Origin of the sequence: Streptomyces sp. NPDC001663 (assembly GCF_042893105.1) — a bacterium.
Taxonomy (GTDB): domain Bacteria; phylum Actinomycetota; class Actinomycetes; order Streptomycetales; family Streptomycetaceae; genus Streptomyces.
The window spans coordinates 168,724-181,527 of the sequence record NZ_JBIAUR010000019.1 but is presented as its reverse complement, the minus strand read 5'-3'; the positions used below and the strand labels follow the sequence as shown (position 1 = coordinate 181,527).

At 71.8% G+C, this 12,804-nt stretch carries 11 protein-coding genes; 9 read left to right on the top strand and 2 right to left on the bottom strand.

The window, feature by feature from the left end:
* Positions 1-11: 11 nt before the first annotated feature.
* Entirely contained in the window at positions 12-644 is a 633-nt protein-coding gene (locus tag ACFY1L_RS45075; RefSeq protein ID WP_388838974.1) for a TetR/AcrR family transcriptional regulator, read from the bottom strand.
* A gap of 125 nt (positions 645-769) precedes the next feature.
* Here ACFY1L_RS45075 and ACFY1L_RS45070 point away from each other — a divergent pair, with 125 nt between their 5' ends.
* From ACFY1L_RS45070 to ACFY1L_RS45055, 4 genes are all read left to right on the top strand, one after another.
* Positions 770-1,396 carry an alpha-ketoglutarate-dependent dioxygenase AlkB gene (locus tag ACFY1L_RS45070; protein WP_388838971.1) on the top strand — a complete coding sequence of 209 codons (627 nt, stop codon included), beginning with the start codon at positions 770-772 and terminating at the stop codon, positions 1,394-1,396.
* A 109-nt stretch (positions 1,397-1,505) separates the two neighbouring features.
* Positions 1,506-2,666 carry an acyltransferase gene (locus ACFY1L_RS45065; protein ID WP_388838969.1) on the top strand — a complete coding sequence of 387 codons (1,161 nt, stop codon included), beginning with the start codon at positions 1,506-1,508 and terminating at the stop codon, positions 2,664-2,666.
* Between the two features lie 93 nt (positions 2,667-2,759).
* Positions 2,760-3,506 (top strand): MBL fold metallo-hydrolase, encoded by a 747-nt coding sequence (locus ACFY1L_RS45060; RefSeq protein WP_388838967.1) that lies wholly within the window; start codon positions 2,760-2,762, stop codon positions 3,504-3,506.
* A 41-nt stretch (positions 3,507-3,547) separates the two neighbouring features.
* Positions 3,548-4,783 (top strand): DUF4032 domain-containing protein, encoded by a 1,236-nt coding sequence (locus tag ACFY1L_RS45055; RefSeq protein ID WP_388838964.1) that lies wholly within the window; start codon positions 3,548-3,550, stop codon positions 4,781-4,783.
* A 1-nt stretch (position 4,784) separates the two neighbouring features.
* Here ACFY1L_RS45055 and ACFY1L_RS45050 read toward each other — a convergent pair whose 3' ends face one another.
* A complete protein-coding gene (locus ACFY1L_RS45050) occupies positions 4,785-5,657 on the bottom strand; it encodes a universal stress protein (RefSeq protein WP_388838961.1) in 873 nt (290 codons plus the stop codon).
* Positions 5,658-5,718: 61 nt separating this feature from the next.
* Here ACFY1L_RS45050 and ACFY1L_RS45045 point away from each other — a divergent pair, with 61 nt between their 5' ends.
* The 5 genes from ACFY1L_RS45045 (at position 5,719) to ACFY1L_RS45025 (ending at position 12,796) form a co-directional block, all read left to right on the top strand.
* Entirely contained in the window at positions 5,719-6,075 is a 357-nt protein-coding gene (locus ACFY1L_RS45045; RefSeq protein WP_388838958.1) for a VOC family protein, read from the top strand.
* A gap of 130 nt (positions 6,076-6,205) precedes the next feature.
* Positions 6,206-7,882, top strand: coding sequence for an FAD-dependent oxidoreductase (locus ACFY1L_RS45040; RefSeq protein WP_388838955.1), 1,677 nt, complete (start codon positions 6,206-6,208; stop codon positions 7,880-7,882).
* Entirely contained in the window at positions 7,879-9,339 is a 1,461-nt protein-coding gene (locus tag ACFY1L_RS45035) for an ATP-binding protein (protein WP_388838952.1), read from the top strand. Before ACFY1L_RS45040 ends, ACFY1L_RS45035 begins: the two co-directional genes overlap by 4 nt.
* Positions 9,336-9,689 carry a UBP-type zinc finger domain-containing protein gene (locus ACFY1L_RS45030; protein WP_388838949.1) on the top strand — a complete coding sequence of 118 codons (354 nt, stop codon included), beginning with the start codon at positions 9,336-9,338 and terminating at the stop codon, positions 9,687-9,689. Before ACFY1L_RS45035 ends, ACFY1L_RS45030 begins: the two co-directional genes overlap by 4 nt.
* 167 nt (positions 9,690-9,856) lie before the next feature.
* Positions 9,857-12,796 (top strand): AAA family ATPase, encoded by a 2,940-nt coding sequence (locus ACFY1L_RS45025; protein WP_388838946.1) that lies wholly within the window; start codon positions 9,857-9,859, stop codon positions 12,794-12,796.
* The last annotated feature ends 8 nt before the right edge of the window (positions 12,797-12,804 follow it).

Here is a 12,804-nt window from a genome sequence, read left to right as displayed (position 1 = left end):
GTTTCCCTTTCTCAATGGGCCGGTTGGGGGTTGCCGCTGCCGTCGGTCAGCAGCGCGGTGAGCAGTTGCTTCAGCCAGACGCGGGCGCTCTCGACGTCCTTGTCCAGCAGGAGTTGGGTGGTGACTCCGTCGTAGGCGGCGACGACGGCATGGGCCGCGCCGTCCACGTCACCGAGAACGGCGGGCAGTCGGGGAAAGCCGTGCGCGCGGGCGAGCCGGTCGGCGATCGCCCGCCGCAGCCGCGCCCGGTGCTCCAGCAGCGTCTCGGCGACCTGTGGATCGCGGGCCGCGTGCACCAGGAAGTCCGTCTTCACCAGGAGCCAGTCCAGATCGAGCAGCAGCACCTCGGTGACCCGGTCGACGGCGGCCGGCACGTCGAGGTCGGGTCCGTCGAGGGCGAGGGCGCCGGAAACCTGGTCCGCGATCAGGTCCGCGCGCTGCTGGTAAAGGGCGAAGAAGAGCTCGTCCAGGCTGCCGAAGTTGGAGTAGAAGGCGCCCCTGCTGTAGCCGGCGGCCTCGCAGACCTCCTCGATCGAGACCCGGCCGAAGCCCTTGGCGGCGAACACCGCGAAGGCGGCGTCGAGCAGGTTGGCCCGTGTCCGCACCCGGCGCCGGGTCACCCGCCGCACCGTCTCCTCAGCCACCGTCGGCCCTCCGTTCGATACAGGAATGTATCCGATACACCGATGTATCGAAAGACTTGCGAGCACGACGAAAGTGCCGGAGAAACCATGGGAACAGATATTCGAATAAGGAGTACGCTGGATCCATGACCACGCACCTCCAGGGCTCGCTCTTCGACCAGACCGACCAGCTCCGCCTCGGCCCCCTCGACGGGATCCGCCGGACGCGGCTCGGACTCGGCGCCTGGATCGACGTGCTGCCCGGATGGCTCGGCGGCTCGGACGGCCTGTTCGAACGGCTGGCCGCCGAGGTGCCGTGGCGCGCGGAGCGACGCAAGATGTACGACCAGGTCGTCGACGTGCCCCGGCTGCTCGCGTTCTACGGCGCGGACGACGCCCTTCCGCACCCGGTGCTGGACGAGGCCCGTGACGCGCTGTCCGCGCGCTACGCCGACGAGTTGGGCGAGCCGTTCACCACGGCGGGGCTGTGCTACTACCGCGACGGCCGGGACAGCGTGGCCTGGCACGGCGACCGGATCGGGCGGGGCGCGCACGAGGACACGATGGTGGCGATCCTCTCCGTGGGCTCGCCCCGTGATCTGCTGCTGCGTCCGATGCGGGGCGGCGAGAGCGTACGGCGGCCACTGGGGCACGGGGACCTGATCGTGATGGGCGGCTCCTGCCAGCGGACGTGGGAGCACTCCGTCCCGAAGACCACGCGCGCGGCGGGACCGCGCATCAGCATCCAGTTCCGCCCGCACGGCGTGCAGTGAGGCGGAGAGGCGGCCGCTTCGGCTGCACGCAGGGGGCTGCCTCCGGCGGACGGTGCCGGAGGCAGCCCTTCCTCTGGGCCGGGCCGCGCGCCACGCCCACACTGGCGGGGTGAGCGCGGAAACCGAACGGGCGACCACGACTGCCCGCCGTTTCGAACTCGACGCCCTGCGCGCCCTCGTCGTGCTCGGCCTGGTCTTCTTCCACTCCGCCCTGGTCTTCGACCCCGACGACGACTTCTACGTCAAGAACGCCGATACGACGCCTGCCGTGACCGTCCTCGCCGGCTTCGGCGTGGTGTGGGCGATGCCGATGCTGTTCCTGGTCGCCGGTCTGGGCGCGCGGCACTCCATCCGCCGCCGGGGCCCGCGTGGCTTCGCCCGCGAACGCCTGCTGCGCCTCGGCGTCCCGCTGGTCCTCGCCACGGTCCTGCTCTGCCCCGTCCCGCAGTGGCTGCGGCTCAGGGCTGCCGACCCCGGCTACCACGAGTCGTACTGGCACTTCTGGCCACGCTTCCTGACCGTCCACCTCGACCTCGGCGACTTCCCGTTCGTCCTGGACGGAAAGTACTTCGAGACCGGCCACCTGTGGTTCGTCGTCCTCCTGCTCGCCTTCTGCCTGCTCCTCGCCCCGGTCGCCGGCCCCGTCGCGGCAGGCGCCGAGCGCACCGCGCGGGCGGTGGAGCGGCGGCCGGCCCTGCTTCTGCTGCCCGCGCTGCCGCTCGCCGCGATCAACGCGCTGCTGGGCATGGAAGAGGGCTTCGCGGGCTGGAACCGCTGGGCCTACCTGCTGTTCTTCGTCTTCGGTTACGCCCTCGCCGACGACGCGCGCGTCCGGGCCGCCCTGCGCAGCCTCGTCGTTCCGGTCGGTGTGGCCGGGCTGCTGTTGTTCGCGGCGACGGCGCCCGGGTTCATGGCCGAGGACGATCCGTTCACCGCGTGGACACCGCTCGCGGTGGGCTCCCGCGTGCTGTTCTCGGTGGCCGGCTGGTGCTGGGTAGCGGCGATCCTCGGGCTGCTGGACCGGTGGGAGCGCACACGGCTCGCCCCGGGGCCCCTCCTGGGATACCTCGCCGTCGCGGCCCTGCCGCTGTACGTGCTGCACCAGCCGGTCGTCGTTGCCTTCGCGTACGGGGTGGTGGGCTGGAGCGCGCCGATTCCCGTCAAGTACGCGGCGATCGTGGCCGGTTCACTCCTCGTGATCCTCGTGGTGTACGAGTACGGGGTGCGGCGGACGCGGGTGACGCGCTTTCTGTTCGGGATGCGTCCCTGAGCTCGCAGATTGGCGCGGACCCGACGCTTCCGGTCCGGCCCGGGTCTGCTTTGCTGGTCCCGTCGGGCAGGGATCTCAACACGCGGGGCAATCATGCGGGCAGACGTGCGGAAAGTCGCCGATGGCATTCACCTGGTGCACGGCAGCAACACGAACTGGGTGATCCTCACCGAGGGGGACGAGGTCACGCTGGTCGACACCGGCTACCCGGGCGACCGGGAGCAGGTGCTCGCCTCGCTGGAGGCGGTGGGCAGTTCGCCGGAGGCGGTCGCGGCGGTGCTCATCACCCACGCGCACAACGACCACCTGGGCTCCGCCGAGTATCTGCGCAGCACCTACGGCACGCCCGTGTACCTGCACGAGGCCGAAGTGCCGCACGCGCGCCGGGAGTTCCTGCACCAGGTGACCGTCGGGCAGGTCCTGAAGAACAGCTGGCGGCCCGGCGTCCTGCCGTGGTCGTTGCACGCCATCCGCTCCGGCGGCACGGCCCATGTCCCGGTCGCCGCACCCGAGGCGTTCCCGGCGGCGGGGGCACTGGATCTGCCCGGCCGGCCCGTGCCCGTCCACACACCCGGCCACACCGACGGACACACGGCTTTCCACCTCCCGGACGCCGGCGTGGTGATCCCGGGTGACGCGCTCGCGACGGGTCACCCCACCTCGCGGATCCAGGGCCCGCAGCTGCTGCCGGACATGTTCCACCACGAGCGCGCGCGTGCCGTGGCCTCGCTGGACGTCCTGGCCGCGCTGGACGGCGACCTGATACTGCCCGGACACGGTCCCGTACACCGTGGTCCGGTCCGTGAAGCGGCACTTCAGGCCAAGGAGCGCGCCCTCTAAGGTGAGGTGACGATCACCCGCGAGGCAAGGACACGCGAGCCATGGCACTGCAGATCAGCGCGACGAACCCGGAGCACCCCGCGCTCCTGCTGGAACTGCCGTGGCAGCTGCCCCTGGAGGAGTGGCCCGAGGAGTACCTGGTGCCGCTGCCCCGCGGCATCTCCCGGCACGTCGTGCGCTACGCCCGCGCCGGGGACGAGGTGATCGCCGTCAAGGAACTCGCCGAACGGCCCGCGCTGCGCGAGTACGAGCTGCTGCGCGACCTGGACCGGCTCGCCATCCCCGCGGTGGACCCGCTGGCCGTGGTCACCGGCCGCACCGACGGCGAGGGCGAGCCGCTGGAACCGGTGCTGATCACCCGCCACCTGCGCGGCTCACAGCCGTACCGCTCGATGTTCGAGACGACGATGCGGCCGGCCACCATGCACCGCCTCATGGACGCGCTGGCCGTGCTGCTGGTGCGGCTGCACCTCGCCGGGTTCGCGTGGGGCGACTGCTCGCTGTCCAACACCCTCTTCAGACGCGACGCGGGCGCCTACGCCGCCTACCTCGTGGACGCCGAGACCGGCGATCTGCACCCTCAACTCAGCACCGGGCAGCGGGAGTACGACCTCGACCTGGCCCGGGTCAACATCAGCGGCGAGCTGCTGGACCTGGAGGCGTCCGGGGCGCTGCACCCGTCCGTGGACCCGGTCGAGTTCGGCATGGAGATCTGTGCGCGCTACGGGGACCTGTGGACGGAGCTGACCCGCACGTCCGTGTACCCGGCGGGCAAGTACCACTACATCGAACGGCGGATCCGCCGGCTGAACGAGCTCGGTTTCGACGTGGCCGAGATGCAGATCGAGCACTCCTCCAACGGCGACACCGTCACGTTCGTGCCGAAGGTCGTCGACGCCGGGCACCACCAGCGGCAGCTGCTGCGCCTGACCGGTCTCGACACCGAGGAGAACCAGGCCCGGCGGCTGCTGAACGACCTGGAGAGCTGGATGGCCACCCAGGACGACTACGCGCCCGGCGATCCCCTCGCGGCCCGCCCCGAGGTGCTGGCCCACCGGTGGGTGCGGGACGTGTTCCGCCCCACCGTGCGCGCCGTACCGCTCGAACTGCGCGGTTCGATGGACGCGGCCGAGATCTACCACGAGCTGCTCGAACACCGCTGGTACATGTCCGAGCAGGCGCAGCACGACATAGGACTCGATGTGGCCGTCGAGGACTACATCCAGAACATCCTGCCCACGGCCCGCGAGACACTGCAGCCCACCGCTGGCGAGTGACTCAGGCGTGCGGGACCACGGCCACCGGGCAGGGTGCGTGGTGCAGGACCCCGTGCGCCACGGAGCCGATGCGCGCGCCGACGGCCGTGCGGCGGGCGCGGCGGCCGACGACCATCAGCTGGGCCCGCGCGGCGACCGACAGCAGGACCTGGCCCGCGCTGCCGATCTCCACGTGCTCCACCACGGGTACGTCGGGGAAGCGCTCCCGCCACGGCTGCAGTGCGGCGGACAGCGCCTTCCTCTCGAACGGCTCCAGGCCGCCGGCCTCGTCGAGCAGATGCATCGAGCCGGGGCTGTAGGCGAACACCGGCGGCAGTGTCCAGGCCCGTACCGCCCGCACGCCGGCACCGCGGGCGGCGGCCGTCTCGAACGCGAACCGCAGGGTGTCGGCGCTGTCGTCGGGTTCGCCCTGCTGGCCGACGACGATCTCGCGGCCCGCCGCCTCGGCGGTCGGCTGGTCCCCGGCGCGCACGAGCACCACCGGCCGGGTGGCCTCGGCGATCACCTGCTGGCCGACGGAACCGAGCAGGAAGCCGACGACGGGTCCGTGCCCGCGTGAGCCCAGCACCAGCAGCTCGGCGTCCGCCGCGGCGGCGACCAGGGTGTCGACCGTGTCGCCCTCGACGACGTCGGTGGTGACGTCGAGGCCCGAATGCCGCGCAGTGACCGTGCGCACCGCCTCGGCCAGCGCGTCCCGCACCCACGCGGCCTGCGTGTCCGGGTCCGCCGCGTCGATGGCCTCGTACGGCTCGAAGCGCCACGCCTGCACCACGCGCAACGCGAGTCCGCGGCGGACCGCCTCCCTGGCCGCCCAGTCAAGCGCGGCGAGACTCTCGTCGGTTCCATCGACTGCTGCGGTGATCGGGCGGGTCATGCGGCTGCCTCCCAGTGTCGTGGTCACGTCGCTCGGGCCCAGTCTTCACTACCCTCCGGACATGACCTTGGAATGGGAGCAAGTCAACGTGGACGCGGCCGACCCCGTCGCACTGGGACAGTGGTGGAGCGAGGCGCTCGGCTGGGTCGTGGTGAACGACGACCGCGAGGAGTACGAGATCCGCCCGGCGAAGGACCGCCTTCCGGGCATGACCTTCGCACCGGTACCCGAGGGCAAGACGATCAAGAACCGTCTCCACCTGGACTTCCGCCCCGACGACCAGGAGGCGGAGGTCGCCCGGCTCCTCGCGCTGGGCGCGCGGCACGCGGACGTCGGGCAGGGCGACGACGTGCCGTGGGTGACCCTGGCCGACCCCGAGGGGAACGAGTTCTGCGTGCTGTCCTCGCGGCGCCCCTGAGGGGCGGCCTGCTGCATACCGGAGCGAAGCGGGACGATCGAACATACGATGGGCGGGAGCCGGCGCGGTGACCGCCTCTTGCGACAGGGCTCGCCGTGCCGCCGATCCGACCAGTCGGGGTGGGAGACGTATGGCACAGGCGTCCGACGCAGCGCGGACCGTCATCATGACCGTGGACGACGACCCGGGAGTGTCCCGAGCCGTCGCCCGCGACCTGCGGCGCCGCTACGGCGAGTCGCACCGGATCGTGCGCGCGGAGTCCGGCGAGTCCGCGCTGGAGGCGCTGCGCGAGCTCAAGCTGCGCGGCGATCTCGTGGCGGTGATCCTGGCCGACTACCGCATGCCGCAGATGAACGGCATCGAGTTCCTGGAACAGGCCCTGGACGTGTACCCGGGCGCGCGACGGGTGCTGCTGACCGCGTACGCGGACACGAACGCGGCGATCGACGCGATCAACGTCGTCGACCTCGACCACTATCTGCTCAAGCCGTGGGATCCGCCCGAGGAGAAGCTCTACCCCGTCCTGGACGACCTGCTGGAGGCCTGGCGGTGCAGCGACTTCCGGCCGGTGCCCAGCACCAAGGTGGTCGGGCACCGCTGGTCGGCGCGTTCCTCGGACGTACGGGAGTTCCTGGCCCGCAACCAGGTGCCCTACCGCTGGTACTCGGCGGAGGAACCCGAGGGGAAGCGGCTGCTGGCGGCGGCCGATCAGGACGGGCAGCGGCTGCCGATCGTGATCACCCCGGACGGCACGGCCCTGGTCGAGCCCGAGGCGCCCGAGCTGGCCGCCCGGGTGGGCCTGGCGACGACACCGGCGGCGGACTTCTACGACCTCGTCGTCATCGGCGGCGGACCCGCCGGACTCGGGTCCGCGGTGTACGGAGCGTCGGAGGGTCTGCGGACGGTGCTCGTGGAGCGTTCGGCGACCGGCGGGCAGGCCGGACAGAGCTCGCGGATCGAGAACTACCTGGGCTTCCCGGACGGTGTGTCCGGGGCGCAGCTGACCGACCGGGCGCGGCGGCAGGCGGCGAAGTTCGGCGCCGAGATCCTCACCGCGCGCGAGGTGACGGGCCTGGAGGTCAACGGGGCCGCGCGGACCGTGCGGTTCTCCGACGGGTCCGCGGTGGCCGCGCACAGCGTGATCCTGGCGACCGGCGTGTCGTACCGGCAGCTCGACGCGCCCGGTTGCAACGACCTGACCGGCTGCGGGGTGTACTACGGATCGGCGCTGACCGAGGCGGCCTCCTGCCAGGGGCAGGACGTGTACATCGTCGGCGGCGCCAACTCGGCCGGGCAGGCGGCGATGTACCTGTCCCGGGGCGCCAAGTCGGTGACGCTGCTGGTGCGCGGGGCGGACCTGTCGGCGTCGATGTCGTACTACCTGATCCAGCAGATCAACGAGGCGCCGAACATCTCGGTACGCGCGCGTACCGTCGTCGAGACCGCCCACGGGACCGACCACCTGGAGCAGCTCACCCTGCGCGACGTGGACACCGGTGAGACCGAACTCGTCGACGCGCAGTGGATGTTCGTGTTCATCGGCGCGGCCCCGCTGACCGACTGGCTGGGCGACGCGGTGCTGCGCGACGAGCACGGGTTCATCCTGGCCGGACCCGACCTGACGGCCGACGGGCGGCCGCCGGCGGACTGGGAGCTGGACCGGCCGCCGTACCACCTGGAGACCAACATTCCCGGCGTGTTCGTGGCGGGCGACGCGCGCGCGGAGTCCGCCAAGCGTGTCGCGTCCGCCGTCGGAGAGGGAGCCATGGCCGTGATGCTCGTCCACCGGTATCTGGAGCAGTCGTGAGCGGGCAGGCGCTGCCCTGCAGCGCGCAGGAGATCGGTTCACTGTTCCTGTTCGAGAAGCTGACGCCCGAGCAGCTCGGGCGGCTGTGCAGCGAGGGCCGGGTGGAGCGGTTCGAGCCCGGGCCCGTGTACACCGAGGGCGATCCCGCCACCTGCTTCTACGTGATGATCGAGGGCACCGTCGTGCTGTCCCGCCGGGTCGGCGGCGACGACGTGGAGGTGTCCCGGACCTCGCAGCGCGGGGTGTATGCGGGGGCCATGCAGGGCTACCTCGGGGACCGGGTGCGGCAGGTCTACAACGGCTCGATGCGCGTCACGGAGCCGACCCGGTTCTTCGTGCTGCCCGCCGACTCGTTCGCGAACATCATGCAGGAGTGGTTCCCGATGGCGGTCCACCTGCTGGAGGGACTGTTCTTCGGTACGAAGAACACCCAGCGGGCCATCGGGCAACGCGAACGGCTGCTGGCGCTCGGCTCGTTGTCCGCCGGGCTCACGCACGAGCTCAACAACCCTGCGGCGGCGGCCGTACGGGCCACCGCGACCTTGCGGGAGCGGGTGGGCAAGATGCGGCACAAGCTCGCCATCATCGCACAGGGCAACTACGCCCCCGAGGTGATGGCGAACCTCATCGACATCCAGGAACGCACCGCCGAACGCGTCGCCAAAGCGCCCACGTTGAGCCCGCTGGAGGCATCCGACCGGGAGGACGCCCTCACCGACTGGCTCGACGACCACGACATCCAGGAGGGCTGGCGGATCGCGCCCACCTTCGTGCAGGCCGGCCTGGACGTGGACTGGCTGGACCAGATCGCGGCCGCCGTGGACGAGGACATCCTGCCGAACGCGATCGGCTGGCTCAACTACACCGTCGAGACCGAACTGTTGATGGACGAGATCAACGACTCCACCGAACGCATCTCGCACCTCGTCGACGCCGCCAAGCAGTACTCGCAGCTCGACCGCGCCCCCTACCAGGACGCCGACGTCCACGAACTCCTCGACAGCACGCTGCTGATGCTGTCGGCCAAGATCGGCTCGCGGATCGACGTGGTCAAGGACTACGACCGCACCCTCCCGAAGATCCCCGCCTACCCGGCGGAGCTCAACCAGGTGTGGACGAACCTGATCGACAACGCGGTCGCCGCCATGAACAGTGCAGGCGGGGAAGGCACCTTGACCGTGCGGACGGCGCTCGAGAACGACCGGCTGCTGGTGGAGTTCCGCGACACGGGGCCCGGTGTGCCGAAGGAGATCCGGGGCCGCATCTTCGACCCGTTCTTCACCACCAAGCCGGTCGGCGAGGGCACGGGGCTGGGTCTGGACATCTCCTGGCGGATCGTCGTCAACAAGCACCACGGGACCCTGCAGGTGGAGTCCGAGCCCGGGGACACCCGTTTCCAGGTCCTGCTGCCGCTCACCGCGGTGGCCGAGGACGCAGCCGAGGAGGAGGCCGTATGAGCAGCGCCGACGGAATCGACCCCAGCGTTCCGCCCAGCGGTACCGGGTGCGTCGAGTGTGATGCGGTGGGTGGCTGGTGGTTCCATCTGCGGCGCTGTGCGCAGTGCGGGCATGTGGGGTGCTGCGACGACTCGCCCGCGAAGCACGCCACCGCGCATTTCCGGGCCACCGGTCACCCCGTGATTCGTAGTTTTGAGCCGGGTGAGGGGTGGTTCTGGGACTTCGAGAGTTCGCAGTTGTACGAGTCGGGGCCCGAGCTTGCGCCGCCGGTGAGTCATCCTGCGGATCAGCCTGCGCCGGGGCCTGCGGGGCGGGTGCCAGAGGATTGGGCGCGGGTGTTGAGGTCCTGAGCGCCTGAGAGCTCGGGAGTTCTGTCCGGCGGCGAGTGCGAGCTGCCTGTGGCTGGTCGCGCCCGCGCGGCGGAGCCGCATATCGATACAGCCCCGCGCCCCTTGAGGGCGGTTCAGTCACCCCTTAATGCAGAGGCGCTGTCAGTGGTGCGTGCCAGGATGGAATCGTGTCGCAGACCGTATTCACCACGCCGCTGATCGGCCGGGAGGACGAGGTAGCCCACCTCGCCGCGATGCTCGAGCGTGCCCGCGGTGGGGAGGCTCGGGCCGTGTTGCTCGCCGGGGACGCCGGGGTGGGCAAGACGCGAGTGCTGGACGAGGTCGCGGGGCGGGCCGTCCGGGAAGGGATGACGGTCCTCACCGGTCACTGTGTGGATCTCGGTGACGTCGGATTGCCGTATCTGCCGTTCACCGAGGTGCTGGGTGTGCTGGCGGCCGACGAGCGGTTCGCGGAGGTCCTGGGCGCGCATCCGGTGGTCGACCGACTGCTGGGCGCGGGCACGGACGCCGAGCGGGACGTGGGTGGGCGGCTGCGGCTGTTCGAGGGGATGGCGGGGCTGCTGGCGGATCTGTCGGAGATCGCTCCGCTGCTGCTGGTGCTGGAGGATCTGCACTGGGCCGACCAGTCCTCCCGGGATCTGCTGCGGTTCCTGCTCAGCCGGGGTGTCCTGCAGCGGCCCGCGGGCGGGGCGCCGACGCATCGGCTGGCGGTGTTCGCCTCGTATCGCGCGGACGATCTGCACCGTCGCCATCCGCTGCGCCCGCTGCTGGCCGAGCTGGTGCGGCTGCCTGCGGTCGAGCGGCTGGAGCTGCGGCCCATGGCCGACGCCGAGGTGATCCGGCTGGTACGCACGCTGCAGGACCGTCCGCTGCCGGAGGCCACGGTCCGCGGGATCGTCCAGCGCGCCGAGGGCAACGCCTTCTACGCGGAGGAGCTCCTCGCCGCCACCGACAGCGAGGCCGGCGGACTGCCCAGCGGTCTGGCCGACGTCCTCCTCATCCGCTTCGAGCAGCTCTCCGACACCGCTCAGCAGGTGCTGCGCACGGCCGCCGTCGCCGGGCGGCGCGTGGAGCACGACGTGCTGCGCGAGGCGGTCAGGCTGCCCGAGGACGATCTGGAGTCGGCGCTGCGCGAGGCGATCGGCCGCCAGCTGCTGGTCCCCGGCGACGGGGACACGTACGCGTTCCGGCACGCCCTGGCCCGGGAGGCGGTCTACGCGGACCTGCTGCCCGGCGAACGAGCCCGGTTGCACGGCTCGTTCGCCCGGCTGCTCGCCGGGCACGGCCGCGCGGCGGAGCGCGCCCACCACTACCGCGAGAGCCACGACCTGTCCCAGGCGCTCACCGCGTCCCTGGAGGCCGCTGACCACGCCCAGCGCGTGGGCGCGCCCGCCGAGGAGCTGCGGCACCTGGAGACCGCGCTCGACCTGTGGGCGTCGGTGGACCCGGCGGCCCGACCCTCCGGCGAGGGCGTCGACCGGGTGCCGCTCACGCTGCGCGCCTCGGCGGCCGCCGCGCGCGCCGGAGCCTCGCACCGCGCCGTGTCGCTGACCCGGTCCGCGCTCGCGAGCATCGGCCGGGACGCCGACTCGGAGCTCGCCGTCCGGGTCCGGTACACGCTGGCCGGGAATCTCCTGGACGTCGACAGCCTGACGGCCGCATTCGCCTACAGCAGCGAGGCGCTCGCCATGATCCCCGCCGAACCGCCTTCCCGGACGTGGGTGTGGGCGGCGGCGGTCCACGTCCTTGCGGCCCGCCAGGTCGGGGAGAACGAGACGGCGGTGCGGGTGGCCCGCCAGGCCCTGCATGTCGCCGAAGAGCTGGGTGTGACGGACGCGCAGGCCGACCTGCTGGTCTCGCTGGCGATCCTGGAGGGCGGCGGCCGCCGTACGCGCGAGGGCCAGGAGCGGCTGAAGAAGGCCCGGGAGCTGGCCCGGCAGGCGGGGAACGCGCCGGTGGAGATGCGTGCCCTGTTCAACCTCGCCATCGGCTGCTTCGAGTCCGGCGACCTCGACGGCTGTCTGCCCTGGGTCACCGAGGGGCTGGACCGCGCCCGCCGGACGGGGCTGCTGTCATCGCCGTATCCGCTGGAGATGCGCTATCTGCATCTGCTGGCGCTGTACACGCTGGGCCGCTGGGACGAGTGCCTGCGGGCCGCGGTGGCGGACGCCGAGGTGCTGCCCGCGGCGGGCGGGTACGCGTCGGGACCCGCACTGTATGTGGCGCTGGCCCGCGGCGACCTGACGGCGGCCGACCGGGCCGGGCTCCTGCTCGAGGGGCACTTCGACTGGATGGCCACGCTGGTCGCGGGCATCGCGCTGACCGAGGCCGCCGTGCTGCGGCGCGATCCGAAGGCTGCCGTGGAGCGGCTGCAGGCCACGGTCGACGCACTCGGCGACGGCTCAGGCACCCGCCCGGACGCCACGGTCCGGCTCGCCGCGCTGGCGCTGACCGCGGTCGCCGACGCGGCCGTGGAACTGCGGCTGACCGGTGAGGAGTCGCACCGGTGGAAGGACACCGCGGACGAACTCGTCGAGCTGGCCCGGGAATCGGCCCTGCACGGCGAGGACGGCGCGCCGCAGGGCCCCGAGGGCTTCGCCTGGCTGGCGCGCGCCGAGGCGGAGTGGCTGCGGGCGGTGTCGGGACCGGACGCGGCGGCCTGGGAGAAGGCGGTGACCGCGTTCGAGTACGGCGACGTGTACGAGCGGGTGCGCTGCCAAGTGCGGTTCGCCGAGGCCCTGTTGGTGGCCGAGCGGCGCGAGGAGGCGGCCGTGCAGGCCCGCGAGGCCAGAGCGGTTACCGAGCAACTCGGCGCCGTGCCCCTGCTTGAGCGGCTCGACGGTCTGATACGCCGGGGTCGCCTCACCGACGCCTCTCCCGCCGGAGAGCGCACCTCGCCGTTGACCGCCCGCGAGCAGGACGTGCTGCGGCTGCTCGCCCGCGGGCGCAGCAACCGGCAGATCGGCGAGGAGCTGTTCATCACCGGCAAGACGGCGAGCGTCCACGTCTCCAACATCCTTGCCAAGCTGGGCGCTTCGAGCCGTACGGAGGCGGTGGCGATCGCCTACCGGGAGGGTCTCATCGCGCCCGAGCCGACGGCCGGTTGACCAGCGCG